We start from the raw sequence: 21464 nt of genomic DNA on the forward strand, positions 1-21464 counted from the left end.
AAGAGGTGTCTTTTTTGCGTTAAAAAAGCCGCCGGAAGCCCCGACGGCTTTGCTGTTGCTTTTTACAGCTTGTCCATGCGCACAGCGGTTGCCAGTGCGATTTCCATCATCTGTGTGAAGCTCATCTGACGTTCTTCCGGTGTGGTTTCTTCGCCAGTGAAGGGCATGTCGGAAATGGTTACCAGTGCCAGCGCACGTTTGCCCAGACGAGCAGCGGTCATATACAGACCCGCGGATTCCATTTCAGCTGCCATTGCGCCCATTTTCTGCCATTTGCGCAAAGCATCCGCATCGTCATCATAGAATGTGTCTGCGGAAAGCAGAGAGCCTACTTTCAGATCCAGACCCAGATCCTTTGCCGCTTCTACGGCTGTGGAAAGCAGTGTGTAATCTGCGGTAGGTGCGAATGTGCCGGGCAGGTTGTACTGTGCGGCAAAGTTGGAATTGGTGTGGGAGGACATGCCTGCCACAATGTCACGCATTTTCAGATTTTCATTGATGGCGCCGGCAGAGCCGATACGGATGATGTTTTCCACGCCAAAGAAGCTGTAAAGTTCGTAGCTGTATATACCGATAGAAGGGATGCCCATGCCGCTTGCCATAACGGAAACAGGTACGCCCTGATACGTTCCTGTGTACCCCTGAACGCCGCGTACGTTATTGACCAGCACAGGGTTTTCCAGGAAAGTCTCCGCGATGAATTTTGAGCGCAGCGGATCGCCGGGCATCAGTACGGTTTTTGCGAATGCGCCTTTTTCGGCCGCAATATGAGCAGTTGCCATTGGAATCTCCACCTTTCTTAAGTTCCATTCTTATTTTGTTGCTGTTATTATCATACCAGTTTTTTTGCGAAATGAAAAGAAAAAAGAATGAATTTTCATTGGCAGAAATGTTTTCGAAAGGAAACAGACATGGGACAAAAAAGAGGAAAAAACTGTAAAAAAACGGGAGAAAAGGCCGGATTTCCGGTGTATTTTGGCGGAAAGACTTGACTTTAGACAAGTGATATGGTATGAATGAAAGTAATCATGTCCGACATTTTTCGGACAGACAAAACAGATAGAGGCGCGGAAGCAATCAGTACCCCCTTGGAAGAAATGCCGGGCGGCAGAGGGGCGAAAGGTGCTGCCGCCGAAGTCCTTTGGCAGGCCCGATGGCCGGGGGACTGGGACGCCGGAGAAGATGCGGCGTACTGTCACGTTTGTGGAGCGCTATCAAAATCTTGAAAACGGCTTTTTTGCCGTGGTTTTTGTGAAAAAAAGCAGGATTCTGTGGGCGTTTGACACAGAATCTTTTTTTTGCGTGAAAGCGGCTGTTTTTGTCAATCTGGTTCCGCCGGTGTCAGGAAAAGGGGAATTTCGCCGGAAGGACCATGTCGTCATCATGTAATAGTTTCAGAGAGGAGCAAAGGGTATGTTTCAAAAGAAAACAAACTGGGTGAAGTTCCTGATGGTATTCTCCGCGGTCCTGCTGCTGTTTACCTTCACAGCCCTTGGCGCTGAGGAGGAAGCGGTGGAACATGTGAGCAACATGTACGCAACCATCTGGTCTCTGGTACCCCCGCTGGTTGCCATTATTCTGGCGCTGATTACAAAGGAGGTTTTTTCCTCCCTGTTTGTAGGGATTGTCACTGGGGCACTGTTCTACACCAACTTTAATGTAAAAGAAGCCTTTCTGGTTATGGTTACAAATCAGACAGAAGGCGGTTTATTGTCTAATGTGGCAGACAGTTACAACGGCGGGATTTTGATTTTCCTAGTTGTGCTGGGCGTACTGGTGGCTTTGATGAACAAGGCCGGCGGTTCCGCCGCATACGGAAGATGGGCTTCTTCCGTAATCAAAACAAGAAAAGGTGCTCTGCTTTCCACATTCCTTTTGGGTGTTGTGGTATTTGTAGACGACTATTTCAACTGCCTGACCGTAGGCAGCGTAATGCGTCCCGTTACGGATACGCATAATGTTTCCAGAGCAAAGTTAGCTTATATCATTGACGCCACAGCGGCGCCTGTCTGCATTATCGCGCCCATTTCTTCCTGGGCCGCTGCCGTATCCGGTGTCGTAGAAGGCTATAACGGTCTGGAGCTGTTTATCCGGGCCATCCCCTATAATTTCTACGCACTACTGACTATTGTGGCCATGATTACGCTGACACTGCTGAATTTTGACTTTGGCCCTATGTATTTGCATGAGCATAACGCCCAGGTAAACAATGACCTGTACACCACCGATGCCAGACCCTTTGAGAATGCGGCGGATGTGGCTGTGACCGGAAAAGGCGGTGTCATTGACCTGGTATTGCCTGTTATCATTCTGATTGTTTGCTGTATCATCGGCATGATCTATACTGGCGGTTTCTTTGATGGGGTTTCCTTTGTAGACGCTTTTGCCGGCTGTGATGCTTCTATCGCTCTGGCATTGGGTTCCGTAGCGGCGCTGCTGCTGACCTTTGTGCTGTATATCCCCCGCCGTGTGCTGAAATTCAGTGAATTTATGGAATGTCTGCCGGAAGGCTTCCGTGCCATGGTACCCGCGATCCTGATCCTGACTTTTGCGTGGACACTGAGCGGCATCACCGGTCTTTTGGGAGCGGACGTATTCGTAGCGGGCCTGCTGGAAAGCAGCAAAGGCATGGTCCATCTGCTGCTGCCTGTCATTGTATTTGCTATCGCCATTTTCCTGGCATTCTCCACCGGTACTTCCTGGGGCACCTTTGGTATCCTGCTGCCCATCGTTGTACCCATTCTGGACCCTTCCAGCGAACTGATGGTAATTACCGTAGCGGCAACACTGGCCGGCGCCGTAGCCGGGGACCACTGCTCTCCTATTTCCGATACTACCATCATGGCTTCTACCGGCGCTCAGTGCGATCATATTAACCATGTCTCCACCCAGCTGCCCTATGCTATCATGGTAGCCATCGTGGCGGCAGTCAACTATCTTCTGGCGGCAGTGATCCAGAACTGGATCATCAACCTGCCCATCGCCATCGTTTCCATGGTGCTGGTAATCGTAATTTTGAGCAAGGTATACAAACCCAAAATAAAATAAAAACATTAAGACGATGAATGTCACCTTCATCAGAAAACAAAAATCGCCAGAATCCTTTGTTAAGGATTCCGGCGATTTTTTTTCTCATTGACAAAGAAACGGGACTATGCTATTGTGTATATACACGAAAAGAGGGGTGCTATGAAATACCGTCAGATCAATAAAAGCAAATGCTACTGCATTACCATGTGCCGGGCGGCCAACGCCATCACGTCTTTTTATGACGAGGGATTGAAACCGGCAGGCATTACCACAAAGCAGTTTTCCCTGCTGATCCATCTGTCCCGTCTGGGAGAGGCCAGTACAGTAGAACTGGCGGACTATGTGAATCTGGAGCGGTCTACGGTGACGAGAAATCTGAAAGCGCTGCTGGCGCAGGGCTGGATTGAGGACAGAGCCGGGGCGGGCCGACGGAACCATAAATATTCGGTGACCCAAAAGGGCATGGAAAAACTGGAGGAAACAGATCTTCTCTGGGAAGAGATGCAGAAGCGGATACAGGACTATCTGGGCCAGGAAAAAGCGAAGGAATTGCTGGAGGGGCTGTATCTTTTGCAGCAGCTGCAGCAGGAATAAGTTTCATTTACCCAAAAGCGTGTAGATACACGAAAAAGAAGAAAGGACGTGGAACCAATGGACAAGTATCACTTTCGGAAAGCGACAACAGGGGATTTTCAGAGGATCATGGAACTGATTGACGAGGCAAAGGCCTTTTTGCGTGCCCAAGGGGTGGATCAGTGGCAGAACGGATACCCCAATGGGGAGGCGGTTCAGGGCGATCTGGCGGAAGGCACCGGCTATGTCATGGAAACAGAACGGGGCGTAGACGGCTATGCCTGCATTTCCTTTGATGGGGAGCCCTGTTACGCGGATCTGCAGGGAGAATGGCTGAGTTTGCAGCCTTATGTGGTGATCCATCGTATGGCCATCAGCAATGACTGCAAAGGCAAGGGGGCTGCGGGGGCCTTTTTCGGCTTTGCAAAGAGCCTTTGCGAAGAACGGCAGATCCGCAGCATGAAGGTGGATACAGACGCCGACAACAAAATGATGCAGCAGGTGTTGAAAAAATTTGGCTTTACTTACTGCGGTACGGTATGTTTTGATAATAGTGAGAAGATCGCGTTTGAAAAACTGATTTAAAAGAAAAAGGAGGAATTGCCATGAAATTGTTTGCCCATTGGAATGACCTGCCCCAGATCCAGCTGCCGGATATGGAGCGAAAACTCTTCTATGGAAAGGATATTATGCTGGCGCGTAACGAGATCCATCCCCGTGCGGTACTGCCCATGCACAGCCATCCCCAGGAACAGATGCTGCTGGTGCTTTCCGGTGCCTGCGACGTGGTGACAGGCGAGGAAAAGATGCATCTGGAGGAGGGCGGCATGGCCTTCTTCCCTTCTAATGTGGAGCATATGGTCATCAATACGGAGGATGTGCCGCTGGTGGGTCTGGATGTGTTCACCCCCATCCGGGAGGATTTCCTGAAATAAAAAATTAAAAAAGCGGAACCCGCGGAAGAAAACAAAGACAGCCGGAACCCTTATGTCAGAAAGGATGCCGGCTGTTTTTTTTCAGGAATCAAAGAGAATGTCCGCCGCCTGTTCCCATTGTTCGGCGGTCACTTCCGTGCCGCTGATATGGATACGGATAATGCGGCTGTCTTTTGCCCAGATAAAGCTGGGCTGTGGCTCGTCTCCGTCATAGAGCTGCCATGCCTGAATTCCGTCGGCAAAGGAGACGGGCGCATAGGTGGATGCCGGCGTATGGTAGCGATTGCGCCGCTCTAGGATATATTCCATCTGGGCGGGCAGGGCCCAGTCTGCCAGAGCGGAAATACGCAGATCGTAGATCTCATATTCCAGTTCGGGCACATCCAGCGCCGGGTCAAAACAAAGCTGACTGCATTCCGTGGCAGAAGCCAGGAAGGAGGAGCTTCTCCGGCAGGAACTGGAATAAGGAGCGTCGTTTGGAATCTCCGCCAGATCTGTCGCCGTCAATGGCAGGGTATCCTGCTCCAGCTCTATGGAATATTCCTCCCCGTCGGACAGGGTGCGGGTATAGATTTCCGCTTCTTTTTTGGGGGCGAAAAGGTCTGACGCGACTGCGGCGAAAATAGCGGCGGTGATCCCCACAGTCAGCAGGATGGAAACCAGGATGGTCAGCAAAAGATGGGTTTCCCGGCAGACGCCTCTTTTTTTCAGCACCTTTTGAAGCTGGAACAAAAGCCAGAACATCCCCAGAAACAGCAGAAAGACAAAAATGGAAATGCCCAGAAGGCTTTGCCCCGCCATGAAATAAAACTGGCAGAGGAGAAACCAGCAGACACAAACTAGTGTCAAAAGACTGATGCGGGAGAGGGCGATTCCTGCTCTTTGGCAGGGGCCGCCCGCCTCGGTGGCCGCCCGGGATTTCCTGTGCCAGCGATAGTAGGAGAACAGCTGGCAGACGCACAAAAGACAGATCATCAGGCTGGTAAGCATCCCCATCTGGGTGGTTCCGTTGGCCAAAAATTCCAGGGGGCTTTCCCAGGTATTCCGCTGAAAGAACAACTGTGCGGCAAACAGCGCCAGAAGTGCCCAGGTACCCGGCAGAAAAGATTTTTTCATGGACCGGTGGATGACCTCCAGCTTTAGGGCCTCGTCTGTTTCCAGCGGCGTAGGGTGTTCCGCCGTGGTATAAAAAATCTGCATCTGGTGCCACTGGGCCACATAATGCCAGCGGGCTTCTTCGCAGTATTCCAGATATTCCGCCTGCTGTGCCGTAGGTTTGGGGTCGAATTGGGAGGCGCCGGGGAAAAAGGCGATGCCATAGGTCCGCTGTTCCGGCGGGATCTGGGTATAGGTCCAAAAATACTGGTTGATTTCGGATAATGCCCAGCCGTGTTCCGCCATACGGCTCAGATGAGCGGCAATGGTTTCTGTATCGTAGAAAGGAAAGAGTTCCAATCGTCGTTTTCGTTTCATAACAAAGACCTCCTTTGGGACGGGTTTGGCTGGCGTTTAAAGAGAGGATGCTGAAAGCAGCAGTCTTGCCGCTGTTTCCAATGCTTCCGGCGAAATCCCATCATCAAGCCGCAGCAGTACGATGCGGCTGTTTTGATAAAAAAGATACTGAGGCATAGGCTGGTTGCCCTGATATAACTGCCATGCGCCGTCGGCACCGGACAGAGAAATTTCTTTGTAAGTCTGGCGGTAGGTTTCCGCCTGTTCCTCATAGGCCGCCAGACAGCGGGGGAGCATGCTCGTGAGGGATACCTCCATGATCTCGTAGGAAAGCCCCGGGAGATCGTCCGCCGCTTTCTGGTCATATTCCAGCTTTTTGGCGAAAGGCGAAACGCTCTTCCGACAGAAAACAGAAGGAGTTTCCTCCGCTGGAACGCCCGCCAGGTCCGCCGCTGTCAGCGGAGCGTCAGAAACGGTGGTGGATTCCTGCCCCGCATCCAGACTTAAGGAAACCATAGCGCCGAAACGGGGCACTGCCAGAAAAAGAAAGACCACAACAAGGACACAGGCTTTTGCTGGAAGATGGAGCCTTTGCAGGAGCTTCCAGACCAGATACAGCACCGCCGCCAGCAGGAGAAGGCCCGGTATCATTTTCTGGGAAGGAAAGAACCTGCCGAAGCCCCACCAGAAAACGGCGGCCAGCTGGATGGGGAAAAAGAATTGCTGGAAGTGCCGGGTGCCTTTTCCCACAGGAAGACATCGTCCGCCGGCCTTTACCGCCGCCCGGGAACGGTTCTGCCACAGCACATAGGCCAGACTGGCCCCCAGAGAGGAGGGCAGCAGCAGAGCGAACAGAAGATTCTGGGCAAAGGAAATACCATCGGCCAGATACGTCAGCGGATGGTGTAGCAGGAAGGAGATGTACAGGCAGATATTCGCCAGAAAGATTGCGGACAGCCCCAGATCCGCTGCCAGAGAGGAACGTTTCATGGTCTCCCAGGTGGTGTCCAGCCGCAGGCTTTCGTCTGTTTCCAAAGGGACAGGATTTTTTGCCGTGGTATAGAAAATCATCATTTTCTGCCAGTGGGTCACATATTCCCAGCCGGCCTCCCGGCAGTAGGCGAGGTATTCCTCGTTTTTGTCGATGGCCTCTGGTCCGTAGGTGAGATTGCCGGGATAAAAAGCAACGGCATAGGTCCGCTGTTCCGGCGGGATCTGGGCGTAGGTCCAGAAGGAGCGGGTAACATCCTCCAGGGCCCAGCCTTCCCGCGCCATTTTTTCCAGATGGGCCGTAATGCCTTCCGTGTCATAAAAAACGAAATTTTCCAGTCGGACTTTTTTCTTCATGTCAATGGCCTCCTTTCCAGCGGGTATAGTCCTCTATTTGTGTCAGCAGCCGCTGATATTCCCTTTCCAGCGTTTCCAGCCCGGTGGAGGTGATGAGGTAGGAGCGTTTTCTGCCTTCTACCTTTGTTTCCCGGATCATGCCGGCCTGCTGAAAGCTCTCCAGCAGGTTGTAAAGTGTGCCGGGGCCTACGGTGACCCGTTCCTTTGTCATCAGGCGCACCTTTTCCATAATATCCATGCCATAGCATTCTTCCTGAAGACAGAGAAGGATATAAAACATCTGCTCCGTCAGGGTCTGAAATTTTTCTCTTGCCATGGTCTCACCGCCTTATAATCGAATATCGATAATCTTACTTTCAGTATATGATCGAATATCGATAATGTCAATGCAAAAAAACACCCTTCCCCAAAAAAGAGAAGAGTGTTTCGATTTCAGATACTGAAGAAAGCCACAGCCAGCAAAACGACGGCAAAAGCCACGTTCATGCCGGTGAAGTATTTCAGATAGGCCCCTTTGGCGCTGGCCTCCGCCTGTACAAAATATTTGTAGGAGATCAGGCTGGCCATGGAGGCGATGAGTGTGCCCAGACCGCCGATATTGACGCCCATAAGCAGGGTTGCCCAGTGGTCTGTGAAGCCGGACAGCAGTACTGCCGCCGGTACGTTGCTGATGAGCTGAGAACTGAAGAAGGAAACGAACAGCTCTCTGCCGCCCAGCATGGAGCGGATGCCGTCCTGCATGGCAGGCATACGGCCGATATTGCCGATAAAGATAAAGAAGAAAATAAAAGTCAGCAGCAGGCTGAAATCTACCTTGACCAGTACGTCTCTCTGGAAGAACCAGAAATAGAACAGTGTCAGCACCAGAGGAATCTCATAGGAAACCAGATGGAACACATTCATCAGGCAGACCAGAAACAGCGCCAGGAATACGAAAAAGGCGATTTTCTCCTTTTTGCCGAAAACACCGGTGTTTTCCTCCGGCAGCTGGCTGGTGAGGCTGGTGTTTTTCTGCCCCAGACAGCAGCCTAACAGCAGTACCAGAGAAATGACAGTCAAAGGCAGCATGGTCAAAAGAAAACTGCCCAGACTCATGCCGGAAATGGTATACAGATACAGGTTCTGAGGATTGCCGATGGGGGTCAGCATGCTGCCCAGATTGGCGGCAATGGTTTGCAGCACGATGATGGGAACCATGCTTTTTTCCAGCCCCGCCATTTGCAGCAGCATAATGGTAAAGGGAACAAAGGTGATAAGTGCCACGTCATTGGTGACCAGCATGGCAGAAAAGAAGCACAGCAGCACCAGAATCAGCGCCAGCTGACGAACACTGCCGGCGTGGTGCAGCAGAACGAAGGCCACTTTGCGGAAAACGCCCAGTTTTTGAAATCCGCCCATGACGGCCATCAGACAGAATAAAAGCACCAGCACCTGTGTATTGATATAGGACAGATATTCCTTGTCCGGATGGATCAAAAAGACAGATACCAGCGCCAGTATGCCGGATACGCACAAAATGGTTTCTTTTTTGAAAAACGCAGCGATTTTTTCAGCCATGAAAATGTTCCTTTCTTCCCTGTCAGTATTTTCCTTTCAACGGTAACTTATTATACTGCCGAAACCCTTGAAAATCAAGGGGAAAATGGAGTTTTTCATCTGGTTTTTTTATGGCGGAAAAATGTTTTTTGGGGATGGGCGCAAAGAGGGTATTTTTTTCCGGGCAGGGGCGGTTTGCGGTTGCGTTTGGCAGGGACTTTGGGGTAAAATAAAGGGAATACAGAGGGGAGGACGGCCATGAACCTGAATGAGATCATTGCGGAAAATTTAAAACGTCTGCGGACGGAGCGGAACCTGAGTCTGGGGCGGCTGGCGGAGCTGTCCGGCGTCAGCAAGGTAATGCTCTCCCAGATCGAGCGGGGAGAGTCCAACCCCACCATCAATACCCTGTGGAAGATCGCTACGGGCCTGCAGGTATCCTATACCCGTCTCATCGACCGACAGACGGACGCGCCGCTGGTGGTGCGGCAGGAGGAAAGCGCCCTCATTGACAATAAGGACGGCTATCTGGTTTATCATTACAGCGGCAGGACGGAAGGGGAAAAGCGCAGCTTTGAGTTTTTCAACAGCGTTCTGGCGGGAGGAAAGGAATTCACCTCTGAGGGCCATGGCGCCAATACCCATGAATACCTGCTGGTGACGGCGGGGGAGATGGTGCTGGAGTATCAGGGGGAGGAATATGTGCTCCAGAAGGGGGATTATATCCACTTTGACTGCTCCTGTCCCCACACCTACCGGAACAAAAGAGAAGAAACCACAGAATTTACCAATCTGGTATATTATGTTTGATAGGGAGGAAACACGGATGTTTTTTGTTGGATGTCATCTGTCGGCGTCAAAGGGCTATCTGGCCATGGGGAAAACAGCGGTAAAGATCGGGGCCAACAGCTTTCAGTTTTTTACCCGCAACCCCCGGGGCGGAAACGCCAAGGCTTTGGATGTGGCGGATGTGGAGGCCTATCTGGCCTTTGCCCGGGAAAACGGCATCGGCCCCATTCTGGCCCACGCGCCCTATACGCTGAACGCCTGCGCCGCCGATGAAAACCTGATCCGGTTCGCGGAAAAGGTCATGCGGGAGGATCTGGAACGGCTGGCCTATCTGCCGGAGGCGTTGTATAATTTCCATCCCGGCAGCCATGTGAAGCAGGGGGCGGATGTGGGCATCGAAAAGATCGCCGCTCTGCTGAACCGGGTGCTGACGCCGGAGGTCAAAACACCGGTACTGCTGGAAACCATGGCGGGCAAGGGCACCGAGGTGGGCCGCAGCTTTCAGGAACTGCGCCAGATCATAGACCGGGTGGAATTACAGGAAAAAATGGGCGTTTGCCTGGATACCTGCCACGTTTTTGACGGCGGATATGACATTGTGGGAAATCTGGACGGGGTCCTAGAGGAATTTGACCGGGTTATCGGTCTGGAACGGCTGCGGGCGGTTCATCTGAATGACAGCAAAAATCCTCTGGGCTCCCATAAGGACCGCCATGCCTGTCTGGACGAGGGAGAAATCGGCATCGCCGCGCTGGAGAAGGTTATCAACCACCCGGCTTTGCGGGAGGTACCTTTTCTGCTGGAGACTCCCAACGAGCTGGAGGGCTATGCAAAGGAAATCGCTTGGCTGAAGGAATTGAGAAAGGCTGATTGAGTGATGGAGAAAATTTGGTTTTATCAGACGAAGATCGGTGAGATCGGTATTGGAGAAGAAAACGGCGCCATTGTCCGGGTGACCTTTGGCCGGGATATGGGCGGGCTGCCGGCGGATTTTGAAATGGTAGAGACGCCGCTGGTAAAGCTGACGGCGGTGGAGATCGGCGAATATCTGGAGGGGAAACGGAAGACCTTTGATGTGCCGCTGGAAATGAAAGGCACGGCGTTTCAGAAAAAGGTCTGGCAGGCCCTGCTGGAGATCCCTTACGGCAAAACAGCTGCCTACGGCCAGATTGCCGCGGCGGCCGGGTCCCCAAGGGGCGGCCGGGCTGTGGGCCGGGCCAACCATGACAACCCCATCGCCATACTGGTGCCCTGCCACCGGGTAGTGGGCGCCAACGGAAAACTGACGGGCTATGCCGGCGGTCTGGAGATCAAGCAGGCCTTACTGGAGCTGGAACAGAAACATATGGAACAGGAATAAATCAAAAAAAGCGCTCCCATGCCGTTGAGCGGCGGCAGGGAACGCTTTTGTGTTTATTATACGGTGTGGACCATCCGGGGCACCAGGCCCGCCAGAATACGGATGATGACCACTTCCACAATGCCCATCAGCAGGCACTGGAAGGCACGGGTCGCCATCAGCGGCAGGAAGGGAGAACCGTAGAGTACGCTGATCCAGAGGGTGTTCAGCAGCAAAGAGCCGCAGATCTCCGTGATGAGGACAGCCGCCAGAATCCGGGGCAGGTTCTGCTTTTTGTGCAGGCACAGACCGTAGGTCATGCCTATCAGGGCCGCCGTCAGCGTAAAGCCGGGGAAATACGCACCGATGGGGAACAGGTTGGCGCCGATGAAGTCGCCCAGAGCGCCCACCAGAGCCGCCTGCCAGGTACCCAGATAGAGGGCCGCGAATACCACCGGCAAAAAGGCAAAGCCGATTTTGATGTTCCAGGCGGAGATGGACAGGAACCGGGACAGGATGATATTCAGCGCCACCAGCATGGCCATGACCGCCAGGTCTTTGGTTGTTATTTTTCTGTTTGCGGACATAAAAAACCTCCTTGTTATCCAAAAAAATTACGCCATAGCAAATACCCCCGGCTGGGCGGGGTAGGCTGCGATAACAAAGAGTGCTCAATTCTTCATTATGAAACAGCGGGATGCGGATGTTGTATCGCAAGAGTGTTCTTTTCGTTCCCGTGACAACTCCCCGTTCACAGGACACTTAACGCACAAGATCCTACTCTGTATTTGCCGCAGGGGCTTTCCCTGCGGCTTCATTGTAGCATGGGCCGGGATAAAAGTAAAGACATCAGTCCATGTTTTCGGCGGCAAAAGCCCATAAAAAGCTGCGGCGGGAGGCGAAGGAGCCTGCCAGGGTCAGCTGTTCGATGGAAATACCTTCTGTGGTGGTCAGCTGGGAAAACAGGCTGTCTGTTTCCAGAAAGCCGCCGTTTCCGAAATAGAAGCAGATGACAGGGCAATCCTTGGGGATTTTGTGGAACCGCTCTTTTTCGTAAGCCCGGACAATGCCGCGGCAAAGGGTCTGTTTCAGGACAGACAGTTCGATGTCCAGATGAAGGAATTCCTGAGAGGCGTAATATACGGCGGTGATGAATTCCACCAGAGCCGCCTCTGTTTCGAACCGCAGCGTCAGCGGAGAAAGGGCCGCATGGTCTCCCAGCGCGCAGACGAACCAGGGGGTGCTGTCAGCGGCAAAGGAGATGTTGTAGGGACGTTTCTGCACAATGGCGTCGTCATTGATGGAAAACACCAGCGTATTTCCGGTAATCTCGCCTGTCAAAGGGAGCTTTCTTTTTTTTAATTGTGCCTTTAAAGTGTCGGACGCGCCAAAAAGACGGATGCCGTCAGAATGAAAACCAAGCATGGGGGTATCCTCCTTATTAGAAAAAATGCTGTCTTTATTGTAATACAGAACGGCGAAAAAGGAAACAGAAGGAGGAAAGTTTTGCTCAGGAAACAGGAATGGGGAACAATCCCCGCAAAGGGAATCGTTTTTGTCGGTTTATGGGGAAATCAGTTGACACTTTATGACAGGAATTGGTATAATTTAAGTTAGCTTTGCGGGAGATTTTCCGCGGAGGAAAAGGGAAAAACCTGATAATCACAGGAGGATAGGAATATGTTGGAATTAAGGAATATTTCTTTTGCCGCAGAGGATAAGGAAATTTTGAAAAATATCAATCTGGTGATCGACGATGCCAAATTCGTTGTTATCACAGGTCCCAACGGCGGCGGCAAGTCTACACTGGCTAAGGTCATCGCCGGGATCATCAAGCCGGACAGCGGACAGATTCTGCTGGATGGTGTGGATATTACCGACTGGGGCATCACAGAACGCGCCAATGCCGGCATCAGCTTCGCCTTCCAGCAGCCGGTGCGCTTTAAAGGCGTAACCGTAAAGGACCTGATTACGCTTGCCAGCGGCAAGGATCTGTCTACGGCGGCTGCCTGCGAATACCTGGCGGAAGTGGGCCTTTGCGCCAAGGACTATATCAACCGTGAGGTCAACGCCAGCCTTTCGGGCGGTGAGCTGAAGCGGATTGAGATTGCCACAGTCATGGCCAGAAAAACAAAGCTGACACTGTTCGATGAACCGGAAGCGGGCATCGACCTGTGGAGCTTTAAAAATCTGATCGACGTGTTTGAGAAAATGCACGAGGAAATTCAGGCGTCTATCCTGATTATTTCCCATCAGGAGCGTATTTTGAATATTGCCGACCAGGTAGTGGTCATCTCCGGCGGGGAAATCGCCCAGATCGGCACCAAGGAAGAAGTCCTGCCCGGTCTGTTTGGTGTGGATACCGGATGCAGATATTTTCAGGGAGGTAAAGCATAATGTTTGATGATGTGTTAAAGAAACTGCTTTCTCAGGTGGCGGATCTGACGGAACTGCCTCTGGACGGCGCGTTTAATATCCGGAGCAACGGCCACAGCGAAGGCAGAAACTCAACGGAAAATATCCAGATCGTACCTAAGGAAAATAACTCCGGCATTGATATTTATATCAAGCCCGGTACAAAGGACGAAAGCGTTCATATTCCCGCCCTCATTACAGAGGCTGGGGTCCATGATGTGGTATATAATGATTTCCATATCGGTGAAGGCGCCGACGTAACCATTGTGGCCGGCTGCGGCATCCATAACTGCGGCAGCGAGGAATCTCTTCACGAAGGTATTCACAGATTTTTTGTAGGCAAGAACGCCAAAATCAAATATATCGAAAAGCACGTAGGAGAAGGCGATGGCAACGGCAAGCGTGTCATCAATCCCCAGACCCATATCGAGGCGGAGGAAAACAGCTATGTGGAAATGGATACGGTACAGCTCAAGGGTGTAGACTCCACAAACCGTGTTTCCAGCGCCAAACTGGCGGAAGGCGCTACGGTAGTGATTAAGGAAAAGATCATGACTCACGGCGATCAGTATGCGGAGACATCTTTTGACGTAGAGCTGAACGGTACCGGCAGCTCCGCGAAGCTGATTTCCCGTTCCGTAGCCAGAGATCGTTCCCGTCAGCTGTTCCGTTCCAAGATCATCGGCAATACAGAATGTTACGGTCATTCCGAATGTGACGCCATCATCATGGACGACGGCGTTGTGGCGGCGGAGCCTGAAATCGTGGCAAATAACGTAGACGCTACTCTGATCCATGAGGCGGCCATCGGCAAGATCGCCGGCGACCAGCTGGTGAAGCTGATGACCCTGGGCCTGACGGAAAAAGAAGCGGAAGCGCAGATCATCAATGGTTTCCTGAAATAAGGAGACGGAAAAAGAAAATAATGGGAAATAACCCCGAGGAGCTGGAGTAGAATTGAGTCAGACCATAAAAAAAGAAATTTGGAGCTGGATCAAGACCATTGTGTTCGCGGTGATCCTGGCGGCGCTGGTGGATTCCTTTCTGATTGTGAACGCCACTGTGCCCACAGGCTCTATGGAAAATACCATTATGACCGGGGACCGGATTCTGGCGCTGCGGACCAGCTACTGGTTCGGCGAGCCGGAACGGGGCGACGTGGTGGTATTCCGCTATCCTGATGATCCTACCGGCGAGACGCTGTATGTAAAGCGGATCATCGGTCTTCCGGGAGACACGGTGGAAGTACGGGGAGGCGAAGTGCTGGTCAACGGCGAAGCGCTGGAGGAACCCTACATCAAAGAAGTGACGGAGGGAAACTTTGGGCCCTATACGGTGCCGGAGGACAGTTATTTTATGATGGGCGATAACCGCAACCGCTCTTTGGATTCCCGGTTCTGGACCAATAAATTCGTTCCGGAGGACCAGATTCTGGGCAAGGTAGTGCTGCGGTATTATAAAGGTGTGAAACTCATTTCCTGAGATGGACAAAAGGAGGTCGTTCTATGAAAACAAGAGATAAGGCGATCATGGGAATATTGATCGCGGCCATCATCGTAATCTTTGTCGGCGGATTGGCGAAGAACGAAAAGGAGGCCTTCTCCACGGACAAATGGGTGAATTATACCGGGGATAGCCGTCAGCTGATCCTGGATGATTTTGTCAATAAAAATACGGTGACAGGCATGACCAAGGACGAGGTACAGGCAACCCTGGGCAAGGCGGATACGGCGGGAGAAACTGTCTGGATCTATTATGTCGGTGTGCCCCAGGGGCTGTTCGCCAAGGGCGAGGAAGCGGAATACCTGGTATTTACCTTTGCCGACGGTGTGGTAGAGCAGTTGGAAAATGTAACGGAATCTAACTTGCAGCCCTATCTGGACGCGGCGGCGGCACAGCCGGAAACAGAAGAAGCGGTGGAAGAGGAGCCTGTGGACCCGAACGCGCCGGTGGATACACTCATCACCATGGAGTAAGGGAAAGGAGCGAGGCAGTATGAAATGTCCCTTTTGCGGTGAGGAAATGATGGAAGGCTATTTAAAGGCCGGAAGATATGTGCAGTTCCAGGAAATGCGGGACGGCAAAAAAGGGGAGGATTATCTGGTGGCAAAGAGCTTTATGGGCGATGCCAAAATGGATGGATTCCTCTGCCCCTATTGCAGAAAGATCGTGGTGGATATTCCTCTGGTAGAGGACAGCCCCAGAAGATAAGAAAAGAGGCGGTTCGTTGAGAAAACGGACCGCCTCTTTTTGTTCCCGCATAAAAACTATCCCGGCAGGCGGAGGACTCCGCCTGCCGGGATGGCATTGGTGGCATTGTTATGCCTGCGCGGCTTTTTTGCTGCCGAACAGAAGGATCAGGCCATTGGCCAGAAGCAGAAGGACGGTATAGGTCGTTACATGAGTAGATGTGTAGGGCACAACATCCATCAGCGCTGTCCAGTCCTCTGCGGCCACCCATTGGCTGATGAGCCGATATTCCGAAAATAACGTCAGGATGGTACAGCCAAAAGCGGCGAAAGCCATAAGGCGGCCTCCTTTTTTTCTGTCAAAGACCGTATAGGCATGAAGCAGAGTAAAGAGAATACTGGCCGCTCCGAAAAATAACCACATAAACATGCACCTCCATAGAAAAATACTTTTTTCCAGTATAGCAGGACAACGCGGTCTGTCAATGCGGAGGTCGGAAAAGACAGAATTTTGTAAGAAAAAAAGCGGGCGATTCTGTTCCGGGAGACCGATCAGAAAGCAAAGATTGCCGGAATCCTTATAAAACAAAGAGGATTCCGGCAATTTGAATTTGATTAAAACAGTTTTATTTTTTTACTGCCTCCAGAATATCCCGATAGGCCTGTATCATGACAGCCACATCCAGACCGTAGGCCATGGCGTCGAAGCCTTTGGCGAAGCCGTCGGCAATGGCCTTGGGATTGACGGTGAAATAAATGCAGAATTTGCCGTTGTTATGGCAGGCTGTGATAATGCGTGTCAGTGCCGCCAGGAAATCCGGGTGGTCGAACTGTCCCGGAATGCCCATGGAGATGGAAAGGTCAAAGGGGCCCACAAAAATGCCGTCTACCCCTTCTATGGCAGTGATGGTCTCAATGTTTTCCAGACATCCCACCGTCTCACACTGGGGAATCAGCAGGGTATGGTCGTTGTGGTAACCCATCTGGAAGGCCACACTTTCTGTGCCTGGATAGTCATAGCCCCATCCATCCTTGCGGGAAGGGCAGAAGCCGCGTTTGCCGATGGGGGCATACTTGGCGTATTCTACCAGCTCTTTTACCTGTTCTACGGTATGGACATCGGGAACGATGAGCCCCTTGGCGCCCACATCCAGCAGCTTCAAAACGGCGGGACGGCTGGTTTCCCGGACTCTGGCCAGAGGGCATACGCCGCCCAGCTCTGCCGCCCGGATGACCTCCATGGTGGTCTCCGCCTCAAAAGGGCCGTGTTCGTTGTCAATGATGATAAAATCCAGGCCGGTCTTGCCCAGGGCCTCGGCGGCCATAGGGTTGCCCAGTTCAAAGAAGGTGCCGATGGGCTTTTGGCCCGCTTTCAATTTTTGCTGTAATGTGTTTTCCATAAAATCAACCTCCCTTTTTGCTCGTTCTGTGGGATGTCAGGGATTTCGGCGGGGATAGGGTTTCTTTTCATCGGTCAGTCCCGCCAGATAGTCCATGCTGGTATCCAGCACCAGGGCAATTTTTTTCAGCTGTTCAAAGGTATAGTACCGCTTGCCCCGTTCCAGCTTGGAATAATCGCTTTGGTCGATGCCGGTCAGCATCTGCATCTTGATTTGCGTATAGCCTTTTTCGATTCTCAGTTCCCGCAGTCTGTTCATGTTATCACCCTTATTATTATGGCAAATTGACCTATTGACAATAGGGTGTATTTGACCTAATATAAAAATGGGAGGCGAGGAGCATGGATCGGCTGGTGGAGATACTGAACTGTTTGCTGCGGGAAGGCGGCGGAAGGGAGTTTTCCTGGGACCCGGAGCTGCTGCGGCGGGCCAAATGCGCGGGGCTGCTGGCGGAACTGCGGGAGATTCTGGAAGAAGAGGGGGAAACAGAGCGGAGCCGTCTGGAAAGGGCCTATGCGCTGCTGAAAGAGGAACGGGACAAATTTTCTTAAAAGAATATTTTGTCTTTCCTCTTTTTTTTATGACTGCTTTAGGATATAATGGGGAAGAAAAGAATAGGAAGGTAACTTTCAAATAAAAGGAGGAAATTCAGATGCAGGCAACAAAAGACATGACCATCGGCGAACTGCTGATGATGGACAGAGGCGCAGGCATGATCCTGATGCAGAACGGTATGCATTGTGTAGGCTGCCCTTCCGCTGCCGGTGAAACACTGGAGGAAGCAAGCATGGTACACGGCATGGATATCGACAAGCTGATGAAGGACATCAACGAATATCTGGCAAGCAAATAAAAAAGGATATGGCAAAGATGGTCTCCCCTGAAGAAAGAATATTTTTTCCCGGAGGAGCCGCTGTGGCTGTCCGTATAAGAAAACGGTTTTTCAAAAAGCAAAATCGCTGGAATCCATTGTGATGGACAAGGATTCCGGCGATTTTTGTTTTTCTGTGGAAATTTTTCTGGTTACTGCAAAGATTCCCATTCCTCATAAAGAGTTTCCAGCTGTGCTTCGATCTTCTGTTTTTCCTCATAGATCTCCTGTGCCTTGGCGTAGTCTGTGCCTACGGCGGCCATATCCTCATCAGCTTTGGCCATGGCGGCCTCCGCCTCCTCAATGGCTTTTTCTACCCGGGCGATCTTTGCCGCCAGCTTTCGTTCTGCCGCCTGCTGTTCCTTCTGCTTCAGCCAGTCGCTTTTGGTATCGCTGATGGTCTGGGGCGCTGTGGGAACCGGATTGTCCTTGGCCTGCTCCAAGGCCTTGCGTTCCTGTTCCGCCTTTTTCTCCAGATAATAGTCATAATTCCCGGCGTACTGGGTGACGCCGTCAGGAGACAGCTCCAGTATTTTTTCCGCCGTTTTATTGATGAAATAACGGTCGTGGGAAATATAGACCACCGTGCCCTCGTAGCGGTTCAGGGCGTCCTCCAGAATTTCCTTGGAGAACATATCCAGATGGTTGGTGGGCTCGTCCAGCATCAGCAGATTTGCCTTGGAGAGCATGATCTTTGCCAGGGAAACACGGCCTTTTTCGCCGCCGCTGAGGGCGGAAATGGGCTTAAATACATCATCGCCGGTAAACACGAAGGCGGCCAGTACATTTCTGATCTGCCCCGCCGTCAGGTTGGGGTAGGTGTCGGAAATTTCGTCGAAAATGGTTTTTCTTTCGTCCAGCTTCTGCTGCTCCTGATCGTAATAGCCCACATGGACGTTGGTGCCGAAACGGATCATACCCGTATCATTGGAGACTTCCCCCAGCACCATTTTGAATAATGTGGATTTGCCTACGCCGTTGGGGCCGATAATGGCCACCTTTTCCCCTCGTTTTACGTCAAAATTCACATGGCGAAAGATGGTCTGCCCGCCGTAGGATTTGGACAGGGCTTCGGCGTGAAGGACGTTGCTGCCGCTGGTAATCTGAGGCGTCAGAGTCAGGCGCATCTGGTCGGGCAGGGCGTCTGGGCGGTCGATTCGTTCCATTTTTTCCAGCGCCTTTTCCCGGCTTTCCGCCCGCTTGATGGATTTTTCCCGGTTGAAGGCCTTCAAAGTGCGGATGACTTCCTCCTGACGGCGGATCTCCCGCTGCTGCATATCATAGGCCTTCTGCTGGACTTCCCGGTTGACGGCCTTCTGGGACATATAATTGGTATAATTGCCGTTGTATACGGTGGATTTTCTGTTTTCGATCTCAATGACTTTGGTGACGATCCTGTCCAGAAAGTATCGGTCATGGGAAATGATGAGGACAGAACCGGCATAGGTCTTTAAAAAGTCCTCCAGCCACTGTATGGAGGCGATATCCAGATGGTTGGTGGGCTCGTCCAGCAGCAGCAGGTCCGGACGGGACAACAGAAGCCGGCCCAGATAGACTCTGGTTTTCTGGCCGCCGGACAGCTGGGAGAGGGGCTTGTCGAATTCCTCTTCGGAAAAGCCCAGACCTTTCAGGACGCCCTTCATATGACTTTTATAGCCATAACCGTCATTTTGCTCAAAAAAATGCTGGAGAGCGGCATATTCCTCCATCTTGTCAGACAACGCCTGCCCGCTGAGACGGCCCATTTCGTTTTCCATTTCACGAAGCTGACTCTCGGCCGTTAAAATATCCTCAAAGACCGATAGCATTTCTTCATAAATTGTACGATTTCCTTCTATTTGTTGGTTTTGGGCCATATAGCCCACAGAGGTCTCTTTTTTCAGATAGACCTGTCCCCCGTCAGCGGAAGTCTCCCCGGTAAGGATGCGGAACAGCGTTGTCTTACCTGCGCCGTTAACCCCTACGATTGCGGCTTTTTCCCGTTCTTCGATATGAAATGAGATGTTTTCCAGAATGGTATCTATGCCATAGGATTTCTGGATCTGTTTCAATGACAGTATCATTTTAAAACCCTCCGTTTATACGCCTTTGTCTTTTTTTATGATAACAGAAAATATCCCTGAAAGAAAGAGTTATTGTTGACAATAAAATAACAGGCATGATATACTTGATTTAACTTGAGCAGGAGAGGATTTGGATAATATGGATAGTGAAAAAAAGATTTCACCGGCGGTAATAAACAGATTACCCAGATATTATCGGTATTTGGGCGATTTGCTGGAAAGCGACATCACCAGAATTTCTTCCAAGGAACTGAGTGCAAAGATGAATATTACAGCCTCTCAGATTCGGCAGGATCTGAACAATTTCGGCGGTTTTGGCCAGCAGGGATACGGCTATAATGTAGAATATCTTTACAATGAAATCAAGAAAATACTTGGGCTGGACAGAATGTACAATATGATCGTCATTGGCGGCGGCAACATTGGACAGGCGCTGGTAAACTACACCAACTTTGAAAAGCGCGGTTTTGTCATTAAAGCCGTATTTGACATCAATCCCCGTCTGGTGGGTATGACCATCCGCGGCGTGGAGGTATATGATGTGGATAAAATGAAGGATTACGTAAAAAACAATCACGTAGACGTAGCCATTTTGACCCTTCCCCGTTCTCAGGCTGTGAAAGTTGCCAATGATCTGGCAAAATGGGGCGTAAAAGGGATGTGGAATTTCAGCCATGTAGATCTGCAGGTTCCCAAGGATGTTTTGGTGGAAAACGTACATCTGACAGACAGTTTGATGACGCTGCTTTATAAGATCAATGAAATGTACAGCGAGGAGAATGACCTGCATCATCTCTCCAACGGGCTGCCCATCAAGCCGATCCAGGAGGAAGAGGGCGAGTGATCCGCTGACAGCTTATCTGGTGAAAAAAAGAGGAAACCGGCGTCAAAAAGACGCCGGTTTTTTTGTCCGCAAAATAAGGAGGGGGAGAAAATGTTCAGTCTTTCCGCGTTTATTTCCTATGTGGTGGTTTCCTGCATCACGCCGGGGCCCAATAATATCATGAGCATGTCCAACGCGGCCAAATACGGCTACCGCAAAAGCGTAAAATTCTGCTTCGGCGTAGCCACTGGCTTTTTGCTGATCCTTTTGTGCAGTATTTTGTGCAATATGTTTTTGTACCATTATATCCCCAGAATCGAGCAGATCATGACGGTGTTCGGTTCCATCTACATCCTCTGGCTGGCCTGGGCCGTTTACCGGGACAAGCCAAAGGAGGAAAAAAAGCGGAAGATTGATCTGGATACTACGGCCTTTTCCACGGCCATTGTGCTCCAGTTTGTCAATCCCAAAGGCCTTTTGTACGGATTGACGGTCATTTCCAATTTCGTCTTTCCTTATTACCAGTCCGCGGGGGTACTGGCGGCGGTGCTGGCCTTCAACTGGGTGGTGGTGGCCATTTCCTGCAACTGCTGGGCGCTGTTCGGCTCTGTGTTCCGGAACTTTTTCGATCGGTACCGGAAGATCCTCAACGCGGTTATGGCCCTGCTGCTGGTGTACTGCGCCCTGTCTTTGTATCTGTAA

At 51.4% G+C, this 21464-nt stretch carries 27 protein-coding genes and 2 riboswitches; of the genes, 16 read left to right on the top strand and 11 right to left on the bottom strand.

Translation table 11 applies throughout. The features are described from left to right. Positions 1-62 precede the first annotated feature (62 nt). Complete coding sequence (gene deoD / locus H9X84_RS05560; protein ID WP_205133301.1) at positions 63-782, bottom strand: purine-nucleoside phosphorylase; 720 nt, start codon at positions 780-782, stop codon at positions 63-65. A gap of 270 nt (positions 783-1052) precedes the next feature. Beyond that, positions 1053-1222: riboswitch (Lysine riboswitch) on the top strand. Positions 1223-1413: 191 nt separating this feature from the next. Between deoD and H9X84_RS05570 the strand changes: the two genes are divergently transcribed. From H9X84_RS05570 to H9X84_RS05585, 4 genes are all read left to right on the top strand, one after another. Next, positions 1414-3048, top strand: coding sequence for a Na+/H+ antiporter NhaC family protein (locus tag H9X84_RS05570; RefSeq protein WP_205133299.1), 1635 nt, complete (start codon positions 1414-1416; stop codon positions 3046-3048). Positions 3049-3189: 141 nt separating this feature from the next. Beyond that, positions 3190-3624: a MarR family winged helix-turn-helix transcriptional regulator gene (locus H9X84_RS05575; RefSeq protein WP_205133298.1), complete on the top strand. Its 435-nt coding sequence runs from the start codon at positions 3190-3192 to the stop codon at positions 3622-3624. 57 nt (positions 3625-3681) lie between these two features. Beyond that, positions 3682-4188, top strand: coding sequence for a GNAT family N-acetyltransferase (locus tag H9X84_RS05580; RefSeq protein WP_205133297.1), 507 nt, complete (start codon positions 3682-3684; stop codon positions 4186-4188). Positions 4189-4208: 20 nt separating this feature from the next. Beyond that, the gene (locus H9X84_RS05585; RefSeq protein ID WP_205133296.1) at positions 4209-4538 is read left to right on the top strand and encodes a cupin domain-containing protein; all 330 of its coding nucleotides are present in this window, start codon (positions 4209-4211) and stop codon (positions 4536-4538) included. A gap of 81 nt (positions 4539-4619) precedes the next feature. Here the strand turns inward: H9X84_RS05585 and H9X84_RS05590 are convergent, their stop codons facing one another. The 4 genes from H9X84_RS05590 to H9X84_RS05605 all read right to left on the bottom strand — a co-directional run bounded on the left by H9X84_RS05590 (position 4620) and on the right by H9X84_RS05605 (position 8894). Continuing rightward, positions 4620-6011, bottom strand: a complete 1392-nt coding sequence (locus tag H9X84_RS05590; protein ID WP_205133295.1) for a DUF2812 domain-containing protein — start codon at positions 6009-6011, stop codon at positions 4620-4622. Between the two features lie 36 nt (positions 6012-6047). Beyond that, entirely contained in the window at positions 6048-7337 is a 1290-nt protein-coding gene (locus H9X84_RS05595) for a DUF2812 domain-containing protein (protein ID WP_205133294.1), read from the bottom strand. A gap of 1 nt (position 7338) precedes the next feature. Continuing rightward, entirely contained in the window at positions 7339-7653 is a 315-nt protein-coding gene (locus tag H9X84_RS05600; RefSeq protein ID WP_205133293.1) for a PadR family transcriptional regulator, read from the bottom strand. A 116-nt stretch (positions 7654-7769) separates the two neighbouring features. Then, positions 7770-8894 (bottom strand): SLC13 family permease, encoded by a 1125-nt coding sequence (locus tag H9X84_RS05605; RefSeq protein WP_205133292.1) that lies wholly within the window; start codon positions 8892-8894, stop codon positions 7770-7772. A gap of 237 nt (positions 8895-9131) precedes the next feature. Here H9X84_RS05605 and H9X84_RS05610 point away from each other — a divergent pair, with 237 nt between their 5' ends. Genes H9X84_RS05610 through H9X84_RS05620 form a run of 3 tightly spaced genes read left to right on the top strand, consistent with a single transcriptional unit; the run spans position 9132 to position 11022 of the window. Then, on the top strand, positions 9132-9683 hold the full coding sequence (locus H9X84_RS05610; protein ID WP_205133291.1) for a helix-turn-helix domain-containing protein: 552 nt from the start codon (positions 9132-9134) through the stop codon (positions 9681-9683). A gap of 16 nt (positions 9684-9699) precedes the next feature. Beyond that, complete coding sequence (locus H9X84_RS05615; RefSeq protein WP_205133290.1) at positions 9700-10536, top strand: deoxyribonuclease IV; 837 nt, start codon at positions 9700-9702, stop codon at positions 10534-10536. Positions 10537-10539: 3 nt separating this feature from the next. Further along, positions 10540-11022, top strand: a complete 483-nt coding sequence (locus H9X84_RS05620; RefSeq protein ID WP_205133289.1) for a methylated-DNA--[protein]-cysteine S-methyltransferase — start codon at positions 10540-10542, stop codon at positions 11020-11022. Positions 11023-11078: 56 nt separating this feature from the next. Here the strand turns inward: H9X84_RS05620 and H9X84_RS05625 are convergent, their stop codons facing one another. Next, positions 11079-11588, bottom strand: coding sequence for a folate family ECF transporter S component (locus H9X84_RS05625; RefSeq protein ID WP_205133288.1), 510 nt, complete (start codon positions 11586-11588; stop codon positions 11079-11081). A 101-nt stretch (positions 11589-11689) separates the two neighbouring features. Further along, a riboswitch (THF riboswitch) is annotated at positions 11690-11788 on the bottom strand. A gap of 62 nt (positions 11789-11850) precedes the next feature. Continuing rightward, a complete protein-coding gene (locus tag H9X84_RS05630; protein WP_205133287.1) occupies positions 11851-12426 on the bottom strand; it encodes a hypothetical protein in 576 nt (191 codons plus the stop codon). 255 nt (positions 12427-12681) lie between these two features. Here H9X84_RS05630 and H9X84_RS05635 point away from each other — a divergent pair, with 255 nt between their 5' ends. Genes H9X84_RS05635 through H9X84_RS05655 form a run of 5 tightly spaced genes read left to right on the top strand, consistent with a single transcriptional unit; the run spans position 12682 to position 15627 of the window. Then, positions 12682-13398 carry an ABC transporter ATP-binding protein gene (locus H9X84_RS05635; protein ID WP_205133286.1) on the top strand — a complete coding sequence of 239 codons (717 nt, stop codon included), beginning with the start codon at positions 12682-12684 and terminating at the stop codon, positions 13396-13398. Further along, complete coding sequence (locus H9X84_RS05640; RefSeq protein WP_205133285.1) at positions 13398-14321, top strand: SufB/SufD family protein; 924 nt, start codon at positions 13398-13400, stop codon at positions 14319-14321. Before H9X84_RS05635 ends, H9X84_RS05640 begins: the two co-directional genes overlap by 1 nt. A gap of 52 nt (positions 14322-14373) precedes the next feature. After that, on the top strand, positions 14374-14898 hold the full coding sequence (gene lepB, locus H9X84_RS05645) for a signal peptidase I (protein ID WP_205133284.1): 525 nt from the start codon (positions 14374-14376) through the stop codon (positions 14896-14898). A gap of 23 nt (positions 14899-14921) precedes the next feature. Further along, positions 14922-15392 carry a hypothetical protein gene (locus H9X84_RS05650; protein ID WP_205133283.1) on the top strand — a complete coding sequence of 157 codons (471 nt, stop codon included), beginning with the start codon at positions 14922-14924 and terminating at the stop codon, positions 15390-15392. A 19-nt stretch (positions 15393-15411) separates the two neighbouring features. Next, the gene (locus H9X84_RS05655) at positions 15412-15627 is read left to right on the top strand and encodes a PF20097 family protein (RefSeq protein ID WP_205133282.1); all 216 of its coding nucleotides are present in this window, start codon (positions 15412-15414) and stop codon (positions 15625-15627) included. Between the two features lie 108 nt (positions 15628-15735). Here H9X84_RS05655 and H9X84_RS05660 read toward each other — a convergent pair whose 3' ends face one another. The 3 genes from H9X84_RS05660 to H9X84_RS05670 form a co-directional block, all read right to left on the bottom strand. Next, positions 15736-16029 (bottom strand): hypothetical protein, encoded by a 294-nt coding sequence (locus H9X84_RS05660; protein WP_205133281.1) that lies wholly within the window; start codon positions 16027-16029, stop codon positions 15736-15738. Positions 16030-16231: 202 nt separating this feature from the next. Beyond that, complete coding sequence (locus tag H9X84_RS05665) at positions 16232-17005, bottom strand: HpcH/HpaI aldolase family protein (RefSeq protein ID WP_205133280.1); 774 nt, start codon at positions 17003-17005, stop codon at positions 16232-16234. A 36-nt stretch (positions 17006-17041) separates the two neighbouring features. Then, positions 17042-17263 (bottom strand): helix-turn-helix domain-containing protein, encoded by a 222-nt coding sequence (locus tag H9X84_RS05670; protein ID WP_205133279.1) that lies wholly within the window; start codon positions 17261-17263, stop codon positions 17042-17044. 83 nt (positions 17264-17346) lie between these two features. Between H9X84_RS05670 and H9X84_RS05675 the strand changes: the two genes are divergently transcribed. Beyond that, on the top strand, positions 17347-17556 hold the full coding sequence (locus tag H9X84_RS05675; protein ID WP_205133278.1) for a hypothetical protein: 210 nt from the start codon (positions 17347-17349) through the stop codon (positions 17554-17556). Between the two features lie 101 nt (positions 17557-17657). After that, a complete protein-coding gene (locus H9X84_RS05680; protein WP_205133277.1) occupies positions 17658-17858 on the top strand; it encodes a DUF1858 domain-containing protein in 201 nt (66 codons plus the stop codon). Between the two features lie 170 nt (positions 17859-18028). On the opposite strand, the gene abc-f is transcribed toward H9X84_RS05680, so the two are convergent. Next, complete coding sequence (gene abc-f, locus H9X84_RS05685; RefSeq protein WP_205133276.1) at positions 18029-19939, bottom strand: ribosomal protection-like ABC-F family protein; 1911 nt, start codon at positions 19937-19939, stop codon at positions 18029-18031. A gap of 139 nt (positions 19940-20078) precedes the next feature. Between abc-f and H9X84_RS05690 the strand changes: the two genes are divergently transcribed. Both H9X84_RS05690 and H9X84_RS05695 read left to right on the top strand, forming a co-directional pair. After that, the gene (locus H9X84_RS05690) at positions 20079-20783 is read left to right on the top strand and encodes a redox-sensing transcriptional repressor Rex (RefSeq protein ID WP_205133275.1); all 705 of its coding nucleotides are present in this window, start codon (positions 20079-20081) and stop codon (positions 20781-20783) included. A gap of 90 nt (positions 20784-20873) precedes the next feature. Continuing rightward, entirely contained in the window at positions 20874-21464 is a 591-nt protein-coding gene (locus H9X84_RS05695; protein ID WP_205133274.1) for a LysE family transporter, read from the top strand.

The organism is Anaerotignum lactatifermentans (assembly GCF_016902535.1).
GTDB classification, from domain to species: Bacteria; Bacillota; Clostridia; order Lachnospirales; family Anaerotignaceae; genus Anaerotignum; species Anaerotignum lactatifermentans_A.